The following is a 20,274-nucleotide window of genomic DNA, read 5'->3' on the forward strand; positions in this document are numbered from 1 at the left end:
ATGGACCTGTCGTTCAATGCCGAGGAGCGCGCCTTCCAGAGCGAGGTGCGCAGTTTCACGCCAAAAATCTCTCCGAGGAGATGAAGCGTGCCACCGCGCTGACGCCCTCGGTGTTCTCCGATCCGGACATCGGCATGGCCTGGCAGCGTGCGCTGCATAAGCAGGGTTGGGGTGCGCCGGGCTGGCCGGTCGAATATGGCGGCCCGGACTGGACGCCGGCGCAGCGCTGGATCTTCGAGAGCGAGTGCGCGCGCGCCGGCGTGCCGAATGTGAATGTGATGGGCGTGAAGATGGTCGGGCCGGTCATCATCGGCTTCGGCTCGCCCGAGCAGAAGACTTTCTACCTGCCGCGGATTCTCTCCGGCGAGGACTATTGGTGCCAGGGCTATTCCGAGCCGGGCTCGGGCTCCGATCTCTCCTCGCTCAAGACGCGCGCGGTGCGCGACGGCGAGGATTACATCATCAACGGCACCAAGATCTGGACCACGCATGCGCACCATGCCAACCGCATGTTCGCGCTGGTGCGCACCAGCGAGGGACCGCGGCAGCAGGACGGCATCAGCTTCATCCTGATCGACATGAAGGCACCGGGCATCACGACGCGCCCGATCCTCACCATTGGCGGCGACCACGAGGTCAACCAGGTGTTCTTCGACGACGTGCGCGTACCCGTCGCCAACCGCGTCGGCGACGAAGGCAAGGGCTGGACCTACGGCAAATATCTGCTCGAATTCGAGCGCGGCTCCGGCATTGCATCAGCCAAGCTGCGCGAGGGACTGCGCGCGATCACCGAGCTTGCGGAGTCCGATCTCACGGGCCGCGCGATCGAGAGCCCTGACATCGCGTTCCGCATCTCCGAGGTCGAGGTCGACATCGATGCGCTTGAAATGACCGAGCTGCGCGTGCTCTCTGCGCTGCAGACCGGACAAAATCCCGGCGCGGTGTCGTCGATCCTGAAGCTGCGCAACAGCGAGATCCGGCAGGCCGTGACGCGGCTCGGCGTCGACGTGATCGGCCATGATGCGCTGGCGGTCGAGCCGATGCGTCCGCTCTACAAGCTCAACCACGAGCCGGCGCTGCCGGAGGACATGCTGACGGTGGTGCCGGAATATCTCAACGGCCGCGCCTACACGATCTTCGGCGGCACGTCGGAGATCCAGCGCGATATCATCGCCAAGATGATGCTGGGGATTTAGCCCTCTCCTCCGCACTTGAAAGGGCTAGCCCGCCAGCTTCGCATCCCGGATCGCCTGCCAGATCTTCTGCGGCGTCAGCGGCGTGTTCAACTGGGTTATGCCGAACTCGGCAAGCGCGTCCATCACGCCGTTGGTGATGCAGGGCGGACCGCCGATGGCACCGGATTCGCCGCAGCCCTTGGCGCCGAGCGGATTGGTGCGGCAGGGCGCGGAATCATCCAGCGTCACCACGATCGGCGGCACATCATCGGCGCGCGGGATACAGTAATCCTGATAGCTCGCGGTCAGCAGCTGGCCGTCGGCATCATACGCCACGCCTTCATACAGGGCCTGGCCGATGCCCTGCGCGACCCCACCATGGATCTGGCCGGTGACCAGCATCGGGTTCACGGCAACGCCGACGTCGTCGACGGTGGTATAACGCACGACCTTGGACACGCCGGTCTCAGGGTCGATCTCGACCTCGCAAATATGCGTGCCGTTCGGCCAGCTCGGCCCGTCAACCTCGCCCTCGGAATCGACGCTAAGTTTTGCATCGGCCTCCTTCTCGGCAATGTCGAACAGGCTGATGCGGCGGTCGGTGCCGACCACGGTCAGCATGCCGCCCTGATACTCGATGTCCTCGACCGAGGTCTCGAGCACATTCGCCGCCCTTTCGCGCGCCTTCTGGATCAGATCGTTGGAGGAGACCGCGACCGCCGTGCCGCCGACGAACAGCGAGCGCGAGCCGACGCTGCCAAAGCCCGTGGCGAGATCGGTATCGCCCTGGACGACGTCGATCTTGTCCATGGCGATGCCGAGCGTGTCGGAGATCATCTGCGTGTAGGTGGTCTGCAGCCCCTGCCCCATCGCCTGGGTGCCGGAATGCAGCACGACGCGGCCCTGCGAGGTTGCTTGCAGCGTGACCTTTTCGGTATGCGCGCGGCCGCCGGTCCATTCGATGTAGGAGGCGAGGCCGCGGCCGTAGAGCAGGCCCTTTTTCTTCGCTGCCTTCTTGCGCGCGGCGAAGCCGTCCCAGTCCGCGAGCTTGACCGCACGGTCGAGCATGTGCGCGAAGGCGCCGGAATCGTACACTTGGCCTGCTGCATTCGTGTAAGGCAGTTGCGCCGGCTTGATGTAATTGGCTTTCCGGATCGCGCGCGGATCCATGCCGATCTTGCGCGCGGCAGCGTCGAACAGGCGCTCGACGATGAAGACTGCCTCGGGGCGGCCGGCGCCGCGATAGGCACCGACCGGCGCGGTGTGGGTCATCACTGACTTGATCTCGAAATGCACCAGCGGCAGATCGTAGACGCCGGTCTGCACGAACGGACCGAGCACCAGCGGAATGATGTTGCCCGTGCCGGAGGAGTAGGCACCGGTGCAGCCGATCGACCTGACCCGATAGGCGAGCACCTTGCCCTTCTCGTCCAAGGCGAAGGACGCTGTCGAAGTGAGGTCGCGACCATGAGTGCCGCCGACGAATTCGTCGGTGCGGTCGCCGCGCCAGCGGATCTTCTTGTTCAGCTTGGTCGCGGCATAGGCGACGATGCCGTCTTCCGGATAAAGGCTGGTCTTCTGGCCGAAGCCGCCGCCGATATCGCCGACCAGCACGCGCACGCTGTCCTTCGGACGCTTGAGAATCGATTCCGCGAGGAGGTCACGGGTCGACGCCGGGGTCTGTGACTGCACGTGCAGGAGGAGACGGCCGGTCTTCTTGTCGATCTCGGCGATAGTCGAGCGCGGCTCCATCGCCGAGGGCACCAGACGCTGGCTGACGAGATCGAGCTCGACCGTATGCGCGGCCTTGGCGAAGGCCTCGTCGACCCTGGCGGCATCGCCATAGCTCATCGCGCCGACAATATTGTCGGGAGCGTCCGGCCACACCACCGGCGCGCCTGGCTTCACGGCCTCGACGGGATCGACCACGGCGGGCTGCACGTCATACTCGACGACGATCGCCTCGGCCGCGCTCTGTGCCTCCGCACGCGACGAGGCGACCACCGCCGCAACGGCCTCGCCGGTGTAACGGACGACCTCATGGGCGAGCAGGCGGCGCGGCGGCACCGTCATCGGCTTGCCGTCAGGGCGCTTGAAGATGCTTAGCGTCGGGATGGCGCCGACGTCGTCCTTGACAAGATCGACGCCGGTATAGATCGCGGTCACACCAGGCATCGATGCCGCAGTGCTGGTGTCGACCGAGACGATTTTCGCATGCGCGTGCGGTGAGCGCAGCACGTGCAACCACAGCGCGCCGTCCTCCGGCTTGTCATCGATGAATTGCCCCTTCCCGGTGAGCAGCCGCTGGTCTTCCAAACGCTTGACGGGCTGGCCCGCTCCGAAACGCAAATTGCCGGGAAGAATATTCATTCCGCTGGGTCCTCTAAGCCTCAAAAGTGCGGCCGCCTTTTAGCGGATGGAGGCAGACCAGACCAGTCGCGGATTTGGGCGGCGGGACCGTGGATTGGTCATGACCGGAGGGACTTTAAGCCAGCTCTTTGAGCGCGGCTTCCACGAGCTTGCGCGCATCGGCGTTGAGCGCCGCCTGCGGCGGGACGGGATCGCCGACGTCGTAGCCCTGGACCGAAAGGCCGGCCTTGATGCAGGCGGCGAGATTGAAGCGGGCGAAGGCCTCGTTGATGCGCCACAGCCTGCGCTGGAGCGCCATGGCCTCGTCCCAGCGACCGGCCTGGCTGAGATCGTAGAGCCTGACGCTCTGGCGCGGAATGATGCAGGCCGGTCCCGCCATCCAGCCGACGCCACCGATCAACATCACAGCGGCCGGAATATGGGCGGAGGCCGAAAACACGCGCAAGGCTTCGCCGCAGCGGTTCATGATCGAGAGCAGCCGTCCGGTGTTGGTCGAGGCATCCTTGATGTAGCCAATGCGCGGATGTTCGGCGAGGCGAGCGATGACATCGAGGGTCAGATCCGAGCGCTGGAATTGCGGATTGGTGTAGATGACGACCGGAATGTCCACGGCGTCGGCAATGCCGCGGAAATAGGATTCGACCTGGGCATCAGAGAGCGGGAAATAGGCCTCGAGGATCGCCAGGATGCCGCTGGCGCCGAGCTTCTGGTAGGCCTGCGCCTGCGCCACTGCATCGGCTGTCGAGGCCGACGCAACGCCCGCGACAACGGGCACGCGGCCCTTCGCCGCCTCAATCGTGGTCTGCACCACAGCCATGCGCTGCGCGGCGTTGAGATAGGCAAACTCGCCGGTCGAGCCGAGCGGCGTCAGCCCGTGCACGCCGGCGCCGATCAGATCGTCGCAGAGCCTTGCGAGCACGTCGGTCCGCACCGTGCCGTCGGCACTGACGGGAGAGACGAGGTAGGGGAAGACGCCGCGAAATTCGGTCATGTCGGGAATAAAATCCGGAGGAGCTGAGAGTGTGGCGGGCGCGCGATCCATCGCGTGCTACCATGGGGTATGATTGCCAGCAAGCGATCGGCCTTCGAGCCGATTTGTCGTCTTTGGAATTGTCCTGCAGCGTTGCCGGGTTTCGTTGCGTTGCGTCAACTGCAGCCGCATGCTCCAAGAGATCGATTGCGACGCCGGCAAGCCTGATCTGGCGATTGCTGCACGTTCGCGCGAGGGGCTCCCAATCACATGTTCGTCGGCCGTGTCCCTGGGGAGGACTGGCCACCCGGCCAGTTTCGCAATCGGCCGCGACATCCCAGATTGTGGGCAACTTACAGGAGCTTCCATGACCGACCTTACCCCTCTCACCTCGCTGTCATCAGCGCTCGCGGACCTCGTGGCGCGTATTTCGCCGTCCGTCGTCTCCGTGCATTCGCATCGTTCCCGCTCGACCGGCTTCGCCTGGAAGCCCGGCCTGATCGTCACCGCCGACGAGGCGCTGGCCGACGAGGGCGACGTCCAGATCTCCGTTGCCGACGGCAGCGTGGTTGCCGCGACAGTTGTCGGCCGCGACCACACGACCGATATCGCGCTGCTGCGCGCCGATACGGCCATCGCCCCGGTCAAGCTGGCGGCGAGGATCCCTGCTCTCGGCTCGCTCTCGGTCGTGGCTTCCACCAACCGCGATGCACCAAGCGCTTCGCTGGGATTGGTGTCCGCTTCAGGCAAGGGCTGGCGCTCGCTGCGTGGCGGCGAGATCGATGCCCGGATCGAGCTCGATGTCCGCCTGCGCCCGAGCCAGGAAGGCGGCCTTGCCCTCGATGCCTCGGGCCAGGCCTTCGGCATGGCGGTGCTGGGCCCACGCCGCGTGCTGGTGATCCCGACCGCCACGATCGAGCGGGTTGCGGCGCAGCTCGAGACACGCGGCCGCATCGCGCGCGGATATCTCGGACTCGGGCTCCAGCCGCTGCGGCTCGATGATGGCATCGGCGCGATGGTGATGAATGTCGACAAGGCCGGTCCTGCCGCCACGGCCGGCATCCGCCAGGGCGACGTGATCGTGGCGGTCAACGACGAGAAGCTTTCCGGCGTGCGCGCGTTGCTGCGAACGCTGGGGCCCGCCAGTGTCGGCCGGGTGGTCGATGTCGCGGTCCGGCGTGGCGGCGAGCCAGCGAGCTTCAGGGTCACAATTGGCGAGAGGCCCGAGGCGTGAGCGAGGACACCACGTCCGACATCGTGCTGTCGATCGACATTGACGATCCGGTGTTGGCCGACCGCCTCGCGACGCTGCTCGGCAGTGTCGCGGGGCTTCGCCTTGCCGCGTCCGGGGAGACCGCCAATGCGAGCGTCGTCGCACGCGATCCGCGCGTCATGCCCGAGGATATTGCGCTGACGCAGCGCGAGCTCGACGTGCTCGCGCTGATGGCGGAAGGCGCCTCCAACAAGATGATCGCGCGCCGGCTCAATATCTCCGTGCACACCGTGAAATTCCACGTCGGCTCGCTGCTCGACAAGCTGGATGCGACCGGCCGCACCGATGCGGTGGCGCATGCGGCGCGCCGCGGCGTGATCGAGCTATAGCACGCTCCTGAAGCTGAGCTGCACCGTGAGGCCCGGCGCGTTGTCGTGCAGCGCGATCTCGGCGGCATGCAGGCGCGACACCGCCGCGACCAGGCTCAGGCCCAGGCCGTTGCCCGGAGTATAGCGGCTCTGCTCGAGCCGATAGAAGCGCTTGAACACGTGGTCATGCTGATCGGCGGCAATGCCCGGACCATCATCGGCGATGGCGATCGTCGCACGGTTGCCGGCATTGCGGCACGTCACCGTGACCTTTCCGCCCGGACGGCCGTGCTTGATCGCGTTGTCGACGAGATTGGCGATGGCATCGAACAAGAGGTCGCGATCGCCTGTGACTGCCACTTCGCTGTCACCACCGAGGCTCAGGCGCGTCGCGACCTGTTCGGCGGCGGCGTCGTAGAGCTCGACGACCTCGCCGGCAATTTCAGCCAGGTTGAGCACACGAAACGCGCTGCGGCGCGCCCGGGTTTCGATCTCCGAGATCCGCGTGATCGAGGCGAACATGCCGAGCACGGCGTCGAGATCGGCGATGGTGTCGCCGATCAGTGCGGCATCGGCCTCGCTGTTGCGCTCGTGGTGATAGGCCTTTTCCAGGCGGCCGCGCATCCGCGTCAGCGGCGTACGGAGATCGTGGGCGACGTTGTCGCTGACCTGCTTGACCTCACCCATCAGGGTCTCGATGCGATCGAGCATCTGATTGAGGTTTTCGGCGGCCCGGTCCCATTCGTCATGACTGCCGCGCAAGGGAATGCGCCGGTCGAGGCCTGACAACATGATAGCGCGGCTGGTGGCGTTGATCTCCTCGATCCGCCCGACCGTGCGCCGCGTCACCAGCACGGCGGCCAGACCGGCCAGCAGCACGAGCAGCACGGCGACCGCGATCATCGCGAGTTCGAGCATTGCGACGAAGCCGGAATGATCGCCTTCATCTCCGACCCGGCTCCGCACATAAGCCAGCGTGCCGAAATAGACGTAAACCATGATCGCCGCGACGATCACGCCGAAGATCGCGATGGCAATCAGCGCCAGGCGGAAGGTCGAGGACCGAAGCGTCTTAGCCAGGAGCACGGAGGCAATATCCGATACCGCGAATGGTGTGGATCAATGGATAGGCCTGGGCATCGTCGACCTTGCGGCGGACGCGCCCGACATAAACGTCGATAATGTTGGTGGAGGGATCGAAATGCAGGTCCCAGACGTGCTGCAGCAGCATCGCGCGAGAGACGACACGTCCCTCGTTGCGCACGAGATATTCGAGCAGCTGGAATTCGCGCGGCAGCAGCGGAATCTTGCGGCCGCGGCGGCTGGCGTTGCGCGCGATCAGATCGACGGCGAGGTCGCCGACGCGCAAGATGGTTTCCTTGGCGATGGTCTCGCTGCGGCGGCCGAGCGCCTCGAGGCGCGCGAGCAGCTCGACGAAGGAGAACGGCTTGACCAGATAATCGTCACCGCCCGCGCGCAAGCCGCGCACGCGGTCATCGACCTCGCCGAGCGCGGAGATGATCAGGACGGGCGAGGCGACGCCGTCATCGCGCATCTGCCGCATCACGGTGATGCCGTCGATATCCGGCAGCATGCGGTCGATCGTGATCACGGCATAATCGCGCGCCACGCCATGGCTGAGGGCTTCGCGCCCCGTCGCCGCGAGATCGACGTCATAACCCGAGGCCGTCAATTCCTCGACGAGCTGGCCTGCGGTTTCCGGATCGTCCTCGACGACGAGGATGCGGCGGTGGCCTCCGGTCATGACGAACTCCGCGCGACGATCGCCACCAGATTATCCCGTTCCGGGGCTGAGCGGAACCACCCGGCGGCGATCGCGACAATGGTGCGGTCCGGCGATGCTAGTACCAACCATCCCCGCACACATTGACCCATTGCCACCCATAGGGCGTCCAACTCCTGCGCCAGCAGCCGTCGTCGTAGTAATTGGCGTAGTAGAACGGTGCGAAGAAGGCGAACCGGTGGAAGCGGTGATGGCGGAAGAAGAAGGCATGGCGTCCGATGAAAGGCCTGCCGTGCCAGCCCGTGCCGGCAAATCGCGGGCCGAAGGCCGCGCGGGTCGCGAACGGTGCGCCGGCAAAGCGCGGCCCGAAGGCTGCGTGCGCGGCCATCGGCGAACCGGCGAAGCGCGCGCCGCCGAAATGAGCCCCGCCCATGCCGCCAAAGTGCATGGCACCACCCATGCCGCCGGCATGCATTCCTCCGGCGCTGAAATGCCCGCCGCCACCAAAGCCGCCACCAAAGCCGCCACCAAAGCCGCCGCCGTGACCGCCGCCTCCGCCGCCACCACCTCGGGCGAGAACCGGCGATGCGAGCGCCACCCCAGCGGCGATCGTCACCGCAGTGAGGCCCTTGAGAAGCCTGTTGTCCATCGAAGCATCCTCCGTGCTGTGCGGCGATATTGCTGCCGCACCGGGAGGGATCAGAGAGGAAGGGACAGGCATCTTCAACTTACAAGCGCGCCAGATTCTGACGCGAAAGTTAGGGAGAGGGAGCCCCGCGCTCTCCTCCGTGATGCGTGACAAAATTGCGAAGCAATTTTGCACTGGTACGACGCAGCAATCCCGGACTGTTTCCGCGGAGGAATACTGGATTGGTTCGCTGCGCTCGCAATGACGAGTGGTTAGAGCTCGCCCTAAATCGGCTACTCACCCCTCACGCCCGCTTGCCGTTGTTCTTCTCCGCGGCCCGGCGCATCGCTTCGGCCAGCGCGCCGCCGCCACCGGACGACTCCTGCTTGCGCGGGGCCGATGAGGTCATGCGGGCGGCGTTGCGAGAGTTGTTGTCGCGCTGCATGCCGGGCGCGTCCTTCTTGGCGCCAACCTCGTCGTCGAGGCGCAAGGTCAGCGAGATGCGCTTGCGGGCAACCTCGAAGTCGAGCACCTTCACCTTGACGATATCGCCGGGCTTCACCACCTCGCGCGGATCCTTGATGAAGGTCTTCGACATCGCGGAGATGTGCACGAGGCCGTCCTGGTGCACACCGATGTCGACGAAGGCGCCGAAGGCGGCGACGTTGGTGACGGTGCCCTCGAGGATCATGCCCTTCTGGAGATGCTTGATCTCCTCGACGCCTTCCTTGAACACCGCGGCCTTGAACGCCGGACGCGGGTCGCGGCCGGGCTTTTCCAGCTCGCGCAGAATGTCGGTGACGGTCGGCAGGCCAAAGGTCTCGTCGACAAAGTCCTTCGGCTTCAGCGTGCGGACGATCTCACTTCTGCCGATCAGCGCCTTGATGTCGCTCTTGGTGGCCTCGAGAATCCGGCGCACCACCGGATAGGCTTCCGGATGCACGCCGGAGGCATCGAGCGGGTCGTCGCCGCCGACGATGCGCAGGAAGCCCGCGCACTGCTCGAACGCCTTCGGACCGAGCCGCGGCACCTCCTTCAGCGCCCTGCGCGACTTGAACGGGCCGTTGGCATTCCGATGCGCCACGATGCTCTGCGCCAGGCCGGAACCGACGCCCGATACGCGTGCGAGCAGTGGCGCGGAGGCGGTGTTGACGTCGACACCGACCGCGTTCACACAGTCTTCCACCACCGCGTCGAGCGATTTGGCGAGCTTGGCCTGACCGAGGTCGTGCTGATACTGGCCGACGCCGATTGCCTTGGGCTCGATCTTGACGAGCTCGGCGAGCGGATCCTGAAGACGGCGGGCGATCGAGACCGCGCCGCGCAGGGTGACGTCGAGGTCGGGCAACTCCTCGGAGGCGAAAGCGGAGGCCGAATAGACCGACGCGCCGGCTTCCGACACCACGATCTTGGACATCTTCAACTCGGCGAGACCCTTGACGAGATCGCCTGCGAGCTTGTCGGTTTCGCGCGAGGCGGTGCCGTTGCCGATCGCGATCAACTCGACGCGGTGCTTGATGGCGAGCTTGCCGAGGATCGCGAGTGACTCATTCCACTGCCGCTGCGGTTCGTGCGGATAGATCACCGCGGTATCGACGACCTTGCCGGTCGCGTCAGTGACCGCGACCTTGACGCCGGTGCGGTAGCCGGGATCGAGCCCCATGGTGACGCGGGTGCCGGCGGGGGCGGCCAGCAGGAGATCGCGCAGGTTCGAAGCGAACACGCGCACGGCCTCGGTCTCGGCCGAGTTCCACAGCCGCATGCGCAAATCGATGTTGAGATGCACCTGGATCTTGGTGCGCCAGGCCCAGCGCACGGTGTCGATCAGCCAGCGGTCGCCGGCGCGCTTGAGATCGGCGATGCCGAACCGCTTCATGATCTTCAGCTCATAGGCACCGGGCACGCCGGCGGGCGGCGTCTCGGCCTCGGCCTGGATCTGGAGATCGAGGATTTCCTCCTTCTCGCCGCGGAACATCGCGAGGATGCGGTGCGACGGCAGCTTGGTCAGCGGCTCGGAGAAGTCAAAATAGTCGGCGAATTTTTCGCCCTCGGTCTTCTTGCCATCGCGCACTTTCGAGACCATGCGCGCATTGGTCCACATCTCCTCGCGCAACACGCCGATCAAATCGGCGTCTTCGTCGAAGCGTTCGACCAGGATGGCGCGGGCGCCGTCAAGCGCAGCCGCGGCGTCGGCAACGCCCTTCTCCGCGTTGATGAAACCCTCGGCGACGACTTTGGGATCGTTGCCGGGCTCCGCGATGAGCTTGAGGGCAAGTGCTTCGAGGCCGGCTTCCTTGGCGATCTCGGCCTTGGTGCGGCGCTTCGGCTTGAATGGCAGATAGATGTCTTCGAGGCGCGCCTTGCTGTCGGCGGCGAGAATGGAGGCTTCGAGCGCAGCATCGAGCTTGCCCTGCTCGCGGACTGATTCGAGGATCGCCTTGCGGCGGTCTTCGAGCTCGCGCAGGTAGACCAGGCGCTCCTCAAGGGTGCGCAATTGCGTGTCGTCGAGCGCACCGGTCGCTTCCTTGCGGTAGCGGGCGATGAAAGGAACCGTAGCGCCGCCGTCGAGCAACGTCACCGCAGCCTCGACCTGCTCCGCCCGAACCCCAAGCTCCTGCGCAATTTTCTGGTTGATATTTGCCACGCGAGAATTCCTCTATGTCCAAGCACGCGACGCAGACCGAAATCCGGCCGCGGGACGCCGCTTATGGACCAACCAAGGTCGATTCATCAAGGTGCGGCGGGTGGCCGTCGACAGAGGATTTTTTGTCGAACCGATGCGATCTCGCCACAATCGTGAGGGCGTCGCGGGGCATTTGCTTGCTTCGATCATCTCCAACGCCAGACATGCTCCAACGCCAGACATGCGCTCTCGCTCCCGCGGCGCGTTTCGCCCGAGTTTTGCTCGTCTCGTCACGCCCTCGATAGAAAGGGCGCAGGGAAGGCCGGGTGCCGACCTCGCACCCACGGTCTGCTGCGCGAAAGCGTAGCGCAAGGAGACCGCACAGCAGCATACAGGTGTGGCCGAACACACGGCCTTCCCTGCGCGGTGGTCGGACGGCTTATGCCGTGCTCTCCCGGGAGCCGAATTCCTTCTGGCCTCCCTCGCCTTACGGAAGTTACCGGCACCGCGCCGGTTGGCGCCGAAGCCGCATCCGCAAGACTTGACCGTAGCGACGACGGCCAGGACCACACGGTTTTGCCGTACGCAGGCAGATCCCGCTTCGCCCAAGGGCTTGGCCGGACAGGCGCCGTTCGTCCGACGCGGCTTGCGAGGTGCTCACGAGGCTCGGCTCAATCCACTGCCCCGCCCTGCCACTCACATCCGCGACGGCGCCGCCCACGTCCACCGCAGCCCGATCCGCGGCTCGTGACGACGTACGACCGCCCCTTTTCGCCGGATCAGGATCGGCGACACATACGACAAATCCGAATTTCGGTAAAGCGGAATATTTTGGTGCGGGCTGGTTGACCCAGTGCTCGTGTTTTGCGCGGTGGGCTGCGCCAGCGATGGTGGCTTCTGCAGCCCGCATGGAACGGAGCGGAATGCGGAGGCACCGTCCCGGATTGCGCTTCGCTCCATCCGGACCACGGACCTTGCACTTGACATCCGCCCCGCTTCCCCGACTGGTTAGCCTCCGCCGGACCAGCTAACTTCCCACGAGGATACTCCATGCGCACCACGTCGGTTGGCGTCTTCAAGATCCCCACCAAAGGTCCCGGCGATGTTTCCGGCCTCATGAGCCTGATCGACTCCCGCGCGATCGATCCGACTTGCATCCTGGCGATCCTCGGCAAGACCGAAGGCAATGGCGGCGTCAACGATTTTACGCGGGAATATGCCGTCGCCGCGCTGTGCACGGCGCTGGCGCCGAAGCTCGACGTGAGGCCTGAAGAAGTCGAGCAGCGCGTTGCCTTCGTGATGTCCGGCGGCACCGAAGGCGTGCTCAGCCCGCACATCACGGTGTTCACGCGTCAGGACGTTCAACAGCGGCCCGCAAACATCTCCGGCAAGCGCCTGAGCATCGGCATGGCGCAGACCCGCGATTTCCTGCCCGAAGAGCTCGGCCGCTCCGCGCAGATCACCGAGACCGCCAAGGCGGTGAAGGCCGCGATGGGAGATGCGGACATCACCGATGCTGCCGACGTCCATTTCGTCCAGATCAAGTGTCCGCTGCTCACCAGCGAGCGTGTCGAAGCAGCAAGCTCGCGCGGCCACAAGACGACGACGATCAGCGCCTACAGCTCGATGGCCCATTCACGCGGCGCCTCTGCGCTCGGCGTTGCGGTTGCGCTTGGCGAGGTCATGATCGACATCGGCGACGACGATGTGCTGCGGCGACATGATCTGTTCTCGAAGGTGGCCTCGACCTCATCGGGGATCGAGCTGATGCACAACGTCGTCATCGTGCTCGGCAATTCAGATTCGTCGGCGAGCGAATTCGAAATCGGGCATGCCGTGATGAGCGATGCGATCGACGCCTCGGCGGTCTTGTCGGCGCTGAACAGCGTAGGCCTTGGCCCGCAGGCAAAGCCAGGCCGCGAGCTCGTCAACGTGTTCGCCAAGGCCGAGGCCTCGCCAAATGGAAGCGTGCGCGGCTTTCGCCATACCATGCTCGAGGACACCGACATCAGCTCGACACGCCATGCCCGCGCAGCGGTAGGCGGCCTGATCGCGGGCCTTGCCGGCACCAGCGCGGTCTACGTCTCGGGCGGCGCCGAACATCAAGGGCCCGCCGGCGGCGGCCCGGTTGCGGCCATCGCGCGCCTCCTCTAAAGCGCCCCGACCTCTCCGCCCGGCGCAACCCTGCCCTTCGCGCCGGCTCAGTTGATTCACGCCGGCCCTTGCGAAAAAGGTGACGCGACACCTCAAGGGGATCTGACGTCATGACTTTGCCGATGAGCTGGAACGAATGGACGCAGCATGACGGCGTCGGACTTGCAGCGCGCGTCCGCAAGGGCGAGCTGACGGCGAAGGAATTGGCGCGTCAGGCCGCGGCAGCCGTCGCCAAGGTCGATCCGACGCTGTCGGGCGTGGTCGAGCTGTTCGACGACGTGATCGCCGATCCCGCCAAGGACGGCGCCAATCTCTCAGGTCCGTTCGCCGGCCTTCCCTTCCTGATGAAGGACCTCGGTCCGACCATGAAAGGCCGGCTCCAGGAGATGGGCTCGCTGTTGATGCGCGGCAATCGCGCCGCGGCCGACACGTTCCTCACAGGCAAATTCCGCCAGGCAGGTCTCAATCTGATCGGGCGCACGACGACGCCGGAATTCGGCGTGTGCTCTTCGGCCGACAATCCCGCCGTCTATGTCACCCGCAATCCCTGGAATACCGACTACACCACCTGCGGCTCGTCGGCCGGCAGCGCCGCGATGGTCGCGGCTGGCGTGGTGCCGATCGCGCACGCGACGGACGGCGGCGGCTCGATCCGCATCCCCGCCGGCGTCAACGGCAATATCGGATTGAAAGTCTCGCGCGGCGTGTTCTCGCTGGCGCCGCATATGTCCGATCTCACCGGCCTCGTCTCGATCCAAGGATGCCAGTCGCGCTCGGTGCGCGACACCGCGGCTTTCGTCGATCATGCGCGCGGGCCCGCACCCGGCGAGTTCATGCCGTTCTGGACCACGGCACAGCCTTATTGCGAGATGATCAAGCGCGATCCTTCAAAGCTGCGCATCGCGCTGTCCCACACCTGGGGCGACTACACCGCGACACCGGAGATCGCGGCCGAATTGGAGAAGACCGGCCGCTTCCTCGAAGGCCTCGGCCATCACGTCGACTACGCGCTGCCGAACCTCGATTTCCGCGCCGCCTTCGCGGCCCAGACCACCTGCTACATCTCGAATTTTTCGGTCGTGATCTCCAACATGCTCGCCGCGCGCGGACTAGAGCGGCCGCCGGAAGATCTGATCGAGCCGATGAACATCCGGATCTGGGAAGCCGGACTTCACACCAGCTTTGCCGACCGGGCCAGAATGCAGGCCGTGTTCAACACGACCTCGCGCGGCTTTGGCAGCTTCTTCGAGCAGTGGGACGTGATCCTGACGCCGATCACGGCGCTGCCGACGCCGAAGGTCGGCACCAAAGAATATCTCACCACGTCCGACAATCCTGACGTGCTCGACTGGTTCGGCAATCTCTGGCGCTTCTTTGCCTTCACGCCGCTCGCCAATCTCTGCGGCATGCCCGCAATCTCGATGCCGATGGCAGCCCAGGACCACGGCCTGCCGCTCGGCATCCAGGCCATCGCGAAGCAGGCCAATGATGGCCTGCTGCTGCAGCTCGCCGCCCAGATCGAGCGCGCGCTCGACGGCAAGTGGAATGACGGGAAGAAGCCGAAGGTGCATGTCGGCTGAGATTTGGACGACTTTGTCGAGACCCGATTCGATAAGCCTCAGTTCTTCACCGCCGGGATCGTCTCCGCCCGCTCCTGCTGTCCGAGCTTGAGCATCGCGAGCGCCTTGTCGATTGCTTCGCGCAAGGCGAGCGCCGCGGCCGGGCTGCAGCGCAGATGCGCAGTCTGGACCACGTCCACCCTGACGGCGGCACCAACAGGCATCAGGAGGTTTGCGGCAAGCTCGATCTGGATCGCACCATTATGGTGTCCGAAGCAGGATGCGCCGTCGAAATAGATGATCGGCGCCCGTTCGGAGCTTGAATTGGAAATGATCACGGGTCCCTGGTTGGCGGGCGTTTCGGGGTCAGCCATGGGATACTCCTCGCGGCAATGGAACGCCCACCATCGTTGCTTCCACCTGATCTGTCGAGGCAAAACCGGGCTTGCAGAGGCTGCATGCGGGGTTTTGCGCGGCGCGCGACACTGGTCTAGAACGTCACCATGTCTACCTTATCGCCCACGCTTCCGTTCGAGGAACTCGCCGAGGCCATCAAGGGCCGCCGTTCCGATTACGGCCATATCAGCGGGCTCCAGCTCGACCGGTTCGCGCCGGGCGAGGCCTGGTCGAGCCTGCCCTATCGCCCCGTCTTCGTCGGCGATACCGAGACTGGCGTGCTGCATGGCGGCGTCGTCACCGCGATGCTGGATGAGAGCTGCGGCATGGCGGTGCAGCTCGCGCTCGACGGCACCAGCGCGATCGCGACGCTCGACCTGCGCATCGACTACCAGAAGCCGGCGACGCCCGGCCTCGCCATCAAGGCGCATTCGGTCTGCTATCGCACCACGCGCTCGATCGCGTTCGTCCGCTCCACGGCCTACCAGGAGTCCGAGGACGATCCTGTGGCGACCGCCACCGCCTGCTTCATGATCGGCGCCAACCGCACCAACATGCTCGCGGACCGCCCGATGGCGGAGCGCAGCATTCCGACTCTGGAGGCGCCTGACGATCCCAACGGTCCGTTCGCCAACAGCCCGTTCGCGCGCGCCCTCGGCATTCGCGTCAATGATGACGGCACGCTGACGATGCCGTTCTCGCCAAAGATCATCGGCAACCCGATCCTGCCCGCCATCCATGGTGGCATGACCGGCGCCTTTCTCGAGACCACAGCGATCATCGGCGTCCGGCGCGAACTCGGAATCGCGACACTGCCGAAGCCGATTGGGCTGACCGTCAACTACCTACGATCCGGCCGGGCGCTGGATACCATCGCCAATGTCTCGATCGTGAAACAGGGACGGCGTATCGTCGCCTTTGAGGCACGCGCCTGGCAGGACGAGCCGGGGAAGCCGATCGCCTCCGCCTTCGGCCATTTCATGCTGCGTCCGGCGCCCGGAAACGACGAGGTATAGGCGTATTTTACTTGACGGAACGGACCCTGACGTCGAAGGCTTGATGTCGAACGCTGAACGTCGAAGGCTTGGGACTCAACGATAGCGCAAGCTCGCGAAAGGTATTCGGTTGCGACACCCGATCGACATCATCGCCATGTTTGCCGCCATCTGGCTGCTGGCCTCGATGGTGCTGGACGCGGTGACGCCGAAGGAGCTGACGGCGGTCATGATCGCCATCGCGATCGGACCCGCCGTGGTCATCACCGCCGTGTTCTACTATCTGCGCTGTCCGCGCACCGATTTCGCGGTGATGTTCGCTGCGCTGTGGCTTATCTCCGACATCGCGATCGCCTTCATGTCGCCGAAGGAGCTACCGCAGTTCCTGATCGCGCTCGGTTTCGCGCCCGCCGCACTGATCGGCATCGTGCTGCACTGGCAGCGCTTCCAGCGCCGCCATGAGCAATTGCCCGCGCCGTCGACGAAGCGCGGCTAGCGCCCTGTTCACCTCTCTGCGACGGGGAGAGGTCGGATTGTGCTCGGACAACGCATGAGCGTGACGTCATCACGCTTGTTTGTTGGGGTTTCAGTCTTTCGCAATCGCCCGGTCATAGGCCTCGATCGTCGCTTTCGCGCGCGCAGCGACGTCGGCGGCCGACATGCCTGATTTGTAGAGGCTGGAACCGAGCCCGAAGGCCGTCACGCCGCCCTTGATGTATTCGGCAAAATTCTGGTCGGAGACCCCGCCGACGGCCGCGATCATGACGCCTGCGGGCAGCACCGCGCGGATCGCGGCAATGCCGGACGCCCCCAACACACTCGCCGGAAAGAACTTCAACCCTGAGGCGCCGGAGCGCGCCGCGAGCAGCGCCTCAGTCGGCGAGAACACGCCGGGCAGCGTCACCATGCCGTGCTGATGCGCGCGCGCCAGCACCTCGGTGTCGACGTTCGGCGAGACCATGAGCCTGCCGCCGGCGTCGTTGAGGCGATCGACATCCGCCGCTGATAGCACCGTGCCGGCGCCGATCAACACGTTGGCAGGGGCGAGCTTCGCGGCCATGCCGATCGAGCGGAACGGATCGGGCGAGTTCAGGGGAATCTCGATCGCGGTCATGCCGGCCTCGATCAGCACGCCGACGATGGCCTCGGTCTCCTCCGGCTTGACGCCGCGCAGGATCGCCACCAGGGGCCGCTTCATCGGTGGAAAGGGAACGCTCATCACAAATGTCCTCTCACTTCGTCCAGATCGCCGCCGATGCCATCGAGAGGCCTCGGCGAACCGCTTCATCCGCGTCGATCGGCTTCACGTCGAGCGTCAGCGCCTCGAAGGCGAGCCGGTACAGCGCCGCCAGCCGACCCGACGCAATCAAGGTGATGCCGGCTTTCGGCACCGTGCCGGACAGGGCCTGCCGCAAGCTCGGCGCCGATCAAGGTGCCCGACAGCGTCTCGCGGGCCGCGGCCGGCGTGCCGCCGAACAGCAACTGGCGCGACCTTGCGGTAAACAGGAGATTGGCGGTGAACGCCGGCGCATCGAACGCGGCTTTCACGGCGGCCTTGAAGCTCGCAACATCCTCGGCATCATCAGCGCCGGCGATGGCAAGCGAGAGGATCGTCTCGCGCGAGACGACGCTGAAGAGCTCGCCGGTCATGAAGGTCGAGAAATGCGTGACCGTGCCGTCCTTCACCCGCACCCATTTCGAATGGGTGCCGGGCATGCAGACCAGGGCGTCGCCCGCAGCCTCGAGACCGAGCGCGCCGAGCAATTGTGTCTCCTCGCCGCGCATCACGTCGGGCGCTGCTGCGTCGCGCTGTGCGATACCCGGCAGGATGCGGATGTCGCGCACCTCGCCCGGCACGCGGGCGGCCTGCTCGAGGACCGCGGACAACGGCGCCGGCGTGTCGACGTAGCCGGCCTCAACCCAGCCGGTCTTGGCCCCCGCCATGCCGCAGATCAAAACCGGCAGACGATCCGGCGCGCTGACGGCCGCCAGGTGCGATTGCAGCACGCCGGGGAAGCCGGCCTTGGCCGCCGCCAGCATGCCCTCATCGCTGCGGCGCTCGGCCAACACCTGGCCGGTGCGATCGACCACCCAGAGGCGAAAGCTGCTGGTGCCCCAGTCCACCGCGGCGAATGCGGGTTCGGTCATTTCGAATCGTATCCCTCGTCTCACCGCCGGGACGCCGTCTCGCGACAATGAGACGGACGCTCGGCAAATCTGCCCCGGAATATCGGCTATTACCGCTCTAAACCAGCCTTTTCTCACGGCTCTGAGACGCAAAGCGCGCTGGCACACCGCTTGCTGAAGCTGTTTCTGTTCAAGGGAACGCGCAGCAAGACGCGTCAACATCAGATGAGGAAACCCATGGAGATCGGCTATTTCACGATGCCTTCGCATCCGCCGGAGTGCGGCCTGAAGGAAGGACACGATTGGGACTTGCAGGTCCTGCGCTGGCTCGACGAACTCGGCTATCAGGAAGCCTGGATCGGCGAGCATCACACCGCGCCCTGGGAACCCAATCCCACGCCGGACCTGCTGATCGCACAGGCCCTGATGCAGACCAAGCGCCTGCGCATCGGCCCCGGCGGCTTCCTGCTGCCCTATCACCATCCGGCCGAGCTCGCCAACCGCGTCGCGATGCTGGATCACCTCTCCGAAGGCCGGCTCAATTTCGGGGTCGCGGCCTCAGGCTTGCCGAGCGACTGGGCGATGTTCAACGTCGACGGCATGAGCGGGCAGAACCGCGACATGACGCGCGAGGCACTGGAGATCATCCTGAAGCTGTGGAGCGAGCCGGCACCGTTCACGCACAAGGGCAAGTTCTGGACGGTGACCAAGCCCGACACGATGTTCGACTTCCTCAAGCCGCACATCAAGCCGCTGCAGGCGCCACATCCGCCGATCGGCGTGGCCGGACTGTCGAAGAACTCGGACACGCTGAAGCTCGCCGGCGAACGCGGCTTCATCCCGATGAGCCTCAACCTCAACCCGGCCTATGTCGGCAGCCATTGGGACTCGGTGGAGATCGGCGCCGCCAAGACCGGACGCAAGCCGAACCGCGCCGACTGGCGCCTGGTGCGCGAGGTGTTCGTCGCCGACACCGACGAAGAGGCGTGGAAGCTCTCGACCGGCGACATGATGGGCCGGATGATGAGCGAGTACTTCCTGCCGCTGCTCGGCCATTTCGGCTTCAAGGACTATCTGAAGCACGCCCCCGATGTGCCCGATAGCGACGTCACCGTCGAATATTGCGCCAAGCGGAACTGGATCGTCGGCTCGCCTGCGACCGTCGCCGAGAAGATCGAGAAGATCTATGACGAGGTCGGCGGCTTCGGCGTGCTCTGCGTGTTCGGCTTCGACTACAAGCACAAGCCGGAGGCCTGGCACCACTCGCTTTCGCTGCTGATGAACGAGGTGATGCCGCGCCTGAAGCATCTCGGCTCCGCAAAGAAGGCAGCTTGACGCTTCGCGGGTGCGGCGCGAACCTGCCGCACCCGCTACTGTTCCGGAGATGTCCGCGTGAGCGTCGACGCAAAGGATTTCAAGCAGGCGATGCGCCAATGCGCCGGCGCGGTCGCGCTGGTCACCGTCGGCGCCGAGCACGGCAAGCGCACCGGGCTGACGGTGACGTCGGCCTGTTCGCTGTCGGACAATCCGCCCTCGCTGATCGTCTGCGTCAACCGCAAAGCCAGCGCGCACACCCGCATCCGCGAGGAAGCGGCCTTCGCGATCAACTTCCTGCACGAGGATCACGCGCTGCTGGCACTGACCTTCAGCGGCCAGAAGGGCGTCAACGGCGACGACCGTTTTGCCTTCGGGCAATGGACGCGCGGGGTCACGGGCGCTCCGGTGCTGACCGACGCGGTCGCAGCATTCGACTGCGTGCTGGCGCAGGAATTCGAGACCAGGACGCACTCGATCTTCGTCGGCGAGGTGCGCGGCGTATCGCATTCCGCCGCGGCAGCGCCACTGGTGTATTTGCGCAGCAGCTTCCACACCCCACACGAAATCCGCGAGACCGTTTCAGTCGGCGACCTCGATTCGCGGCATCTGAGCTGGATGGATTTTTCGTAAGGGCG

At 65.3% G+C, this 20,274-nt stretch carries 17 protein-coding genes and 2 pseudogenes; 10 read left to right on the forward strand and 9 right to left on the reverse strand.

Annotation, left to right across the window (positions count from 1 at the left end; translation table 11 throughout):
* Positions 1-1,196 (forward strand): annotated as a pseudogene (locus tag ACVW16_RS12450) (acyl-CoA dehydrogenase family protein).
* Between the two features lie 24 nt (positions 1,197-1,220).
* Here ACVW16_RS12450 and ACVW16_RS12455 read toward each other — a convergent pair.
* Positions 1,221-3,545 carry a xanthine dehydrogenase family protein molybdopterin-binding subunit gene (locus tag ACVW16_RS12455; protein ID WP_456737357.1) on the reverse strand — a complete coding sequence of 775 codons (2,325 nt, stop codon included), beginning with the start codon at positions 3,543-3,545 and terminating at the stop codon, positions 1,221-1,223.
* Between the two features lie 115 nt (positions 3,546-3,660).
* Positions 3,661-4,536, reverse strand: coding sequence for a dihydrodipicolinate synthase family protein (locus tag ACVW16_RS12460; RefSeq protein WP_456737356.1), 876 nt, complete (start codon positions 4,534-4,536; stop codon positions 3,661-3,663).
* A 346-nt stretch (positions 4,537-4,882) separates the two neighbouring features.
* Here ACVW16_RS12460 and ACVW16_RS12465 point away from each other — a divergent pair, with 346 nt between their 5' ends.
* Together ACVW16_RS12465 and ACVW16_RS12470 are read left to right on the forward strand one after the other, a co-directional pair.
* Positions 4,883-5,749 (forward strand): S1C family serine protease, encoded by an 867-nt coding sequence (locus ACVW16_RS12465; RefSeq protein WP_456737355.1) that lies wholly within the window; start codon positions 4,883-4,885, stop codon positions 5,747-5,749.
* Positions 5,746-6,117: a response regulator transcription factor gene (locus ACVW16_RS12470; RefSeq protein ID WP_456699504.1), complete on the forward strand. Its 372-nt coding sequence runs from the start codon at positions 5,746-5,748 to the stop codon at positions 6,115-6,117. The genes ACVW16_RS12465 and ACVW16_RS12470 overlap by 4 nt, the downstream gene beginning before the upstream one ends.
* Here ACVW16_RS12470 and ACVW16_RS12475 read toward each other — a convergent pair.
* From ACVW16_RS12475 to ACVW16_RS12485, 3 genes are all read right to left on the reverse strand, one after another.
* Positions 6,112-7,182, reverse strand: coding sequence for a sensor histidine kinase (locus ACVW16_RS12475; protein ID WP_456737354.1), 1,071 nt, complete (start codon positions 7,180-7,182; stop codon positions 6,112-6,114). The two genes, ACVW16_RS12470 and ACVW16_RS12475, sit on opposite strands and share 6 nt — an antisense overlap.
* A complete protein-coding gene (locus tag ACVW16_RS12480) occupies positions 7,169-7,861 on the reverse strand; it encodes a response regulator transcription factor (protein ID WP_456699506.1) in 693 nt (230 codons plus the stop codon). Before ACVW16_RS12480 ends, ACVW16_RS12475 begins: the two co-directional genes overlap by 14 nt.
* Positions 7,862-7,958: 97 nt before the next feature.
* Entirely contained in the window at positions 7,959-8,489 is a 531-nt protein-coding gene (locus ACVW16_RS12485; RefSeq protein WP_456737353.1) for a hypothetical protein, read from the reverse strand.
* On the opposite strand from ACVW16_RS12485, the gene ACVW16_RS12490 reads away from it, so the two are divergent.
* On the forward strand, positions 8,482-8,733 hold the full coding sequence (locus ACVW16_RS12490) for a hypothetical protein (protein ID WP_456737352.1): 252 nt from the start codon (positions 8,482-8,484) through the stop codon (positions 8,731-8,733). The two genes, ACVW16_RS12485 and ACVW16_RS12490, sit on opposite strands and share 8 nt — an antisense overlap.
* A 39-nt stretch (positions 8,734-8,772) precedes the next feature.
* Here ACVW16_RS12490 and ACVW16_RS12495 read toward each other — a convergent pair whose 3' ends face one another.
* Positions 8,773-11,112, reverse strand: a complete 2,340-nt coding sequence (locus ACVW16_RS12495; protein WP_456737351.1) for a Tex family protein — start codon at positions 11,110-11,112, stop codon at positions 8,773-8,775.
* Positions 11,113-12,141: 1,029 nt separating this feature from the next.
* On the opposite strand from ACVW16_RS12495, the gene atzD reads away from it, so the two are divergent.
* Positions 12,142-13,245 (forward strand): cyanuric acid amidohydrolase, encoded by a 1,104-nt coding sequence (gene atzD, locus ACVW16_RS12500; RefSeq protein ID WP_456737350.1) that lies wholly within the window; start codon positions 12,142-12,144, stop codon positions 13,243-13,245.
* 110 nt (positions 13,246-13,355) lie between these two features.
* A complete protein-coding gene (locus ACVW16_RS12505) occupies positions 13,356-14,825 on the forward strand; it encodes an amidase (RefSeq protein ID WP_456737349.1) in 1,470 nt (489 codons plus the stop codon).
* Positions 14,826-14,863: 38 nt separating this feature from the next.
* Here the strand turns inward: ACVW16_RS12505 and ACVW16_RS12510 are convergent, their stop codons facing one another.
* Positions 14,864-15,178, reverse strand: a complete 315-nt coding sequence (locus ACVW16_RS12510) for a hypothetical protein (RefSeq protein ID WP_456699512.1) — start codon at positions 15,176-15,178, stop codon at positions 14,864-14,866.
* Positions 15,179-15,307: 129 nt separating this feature from the next.
* On the opposite strand from ACVW16_RS12510, the gene ACVW16_RS12515 reads away from it, so the two are divergent.
* Positions 15,308-16,216, forward strand: coding sequence for a PaaI family thioesterase (locus ACVW16_RS12515; protein WP_456699513.1), 909 nt, complete (start codon positions 15,308-15,310; stop codon positions 16,214-16,216).
* 109 nt (positions 16,217-16,325) lie between these two features.
* Positions 16,326-16,691, forward strand: a complete 366-nt coding sequence (locus ACVW16_RS12520) for a hypothetical protein (RefSeq protein WP_456699514.1) — start codon at positions 16,326-16,328, stop codon at positions 16,689-16,691.
* 90 nt (positions 16,692-16,781) lie between these two features.
* Here the strand turns inward: ACVW16_RS12520 and ACVW16_RS12525 are convergent, their stop codons facing one another.
* Both ACVW16_RS12525 and ACVW16_RS12530 read right to left on the reverse strand, forming a co-directional pair.
* Complete coding sequence (locus tag ACVW16_RS12525; RefSeq protein ID WP_456737348.1) at positions 16,782-17,414, reverse strand: 2-dehydro-3-deoxy-6-phosphogalactonate aldolase; 633 nt, start codon at positions 17,412-17,414, stop codon at positions 16,782-16,784.
* 13 nt (positions 17,415-17,427) lie between these two features.
* Positions 17,428-18,343, reverse strand: a pseudogene (locus ACVW16_RS12530) (2-dehydro-3-deoxygalactonokinase).
* A gap of 216 nt (positions 18,344-18,559) precedes the next feature.
* On the opposite strand from ACVW16_RS12530, the gene ACVW16_RS12535 reads away from it, so the two are divergent.
* Both ACVW16_RS12535 and ACVW16_RS12540 read left to right on the forward strand, forming a co-directional pair.
* The gene (locus tag ACVW16_RS12535; RefSeq protein ID WP_456738286.1) at positions 18,560-19,657 is read left to right on the forward strand and encodes an LLM class flavin-dependent oxidoreductase; all 1,098 of its coding nucleotides are present in this window, start codon (positions 18,560-18,562) and stop codon (positions 19,655-19,657) included.
* Positions 19,658-19,714: 57 nt separating this feature from the next.
* A complete protein-coding gene (locus tag ACVW16_RS12540; protein ID WP_456737346.1) occupies positions 19,715-20,269 on the forward strand; it encodes a flavin reductase family protein in 555 nt (184 codons plus the stop codon).
* Positions 20,270-20,274: the final 5 nt, after the last annotated feature.

Source organism: Bradyrhizobium sp. USDA 4474, from assembly GCF_054057515.1.

Excerpts from the sequence above, each read along its gene's own strand:
- ACVW16_RS12465 (WP_456737355.1), top strand. The coding sequence starts at position 4,883 with ATGACCGACCTTACCCCTCTCACCTCGCTGTCATCAGCGCTCGCGGAC.
- ACVW16_RS12525 (WP_456737348.1), bottom strand. The coding sequence starts at position 17,414 with ATGAGCGTTCCCTTTCCACCGATGAAGCGGCCCCTGGTGGCGATCCTG.
- atzD (WP_456737350.1), top strand. The coding sequence starts at position 12,142 with ATGCGCACCACGTCGGTTGGCGTCTTCAAGATCCCCACCAAAGGTCCC.
- ACVW16_RS12480 (WP_456699506.1), bottom strand. The coding sequence starts at position 7,861 with ATGACCGGAGGCCACCGCCGCATCCTCGTCGTCGAGGACGATCCGGAA.
- ACVW16_RS12460 (WP_456737356.1), bottom strand. The coding sequence starts at position 4,536 with ATGACCGAATTTCGCGGCGTCTTCCCCTACCTCGTCTCTCCCGTCAGT.
- ACVW16_RS12505 (WP_456737349.1), top strand. The coding sequence starts at position 13,356 with ATGACTTTGCCGATGAGCTGGAACGAATGGACGCAGCATGACGGCGTC.
- ACVW16_RS12485 (WP_456737353.1), bottom strand. The coding sequence starts at position 8,489 with ATGGACAACAGGCTTCTCAAGGGCCTCACTGCGGTGACGATCGCCGCT.
- ACVW16_RS12515 (WP_456699513.1), top strand. The coding sequence starts at position 15,308 with ATGTCTACCTTATCGCCCACGCTTCCGTTCGAGGAACTCGCCGAGGCC.
- ACVW16_RS12455 (WP_456737357.1), bottom strand. The coding sequence starts at position 3,545 with ATGAATATTCTTCCCGGCAATTTGCGTTTCGGAGCGGGCCAGCCCGTC.
- ACVW16_RS12510 (WP_456699512.1), bottom strand. The coding sequence starts at position 15,178 with ATGGCTGACCCCGAAACGCCCGCCAACCAGGGACCCGTGATCATTTCC.
- ACVW16_RS12535 (WP_456738286.1), top strand. The coding sequence starts at position 18,560 with ATGGAGATCGGCTATTTCACGATGCCTTCGCATCCGCCGGAGTGCGGC.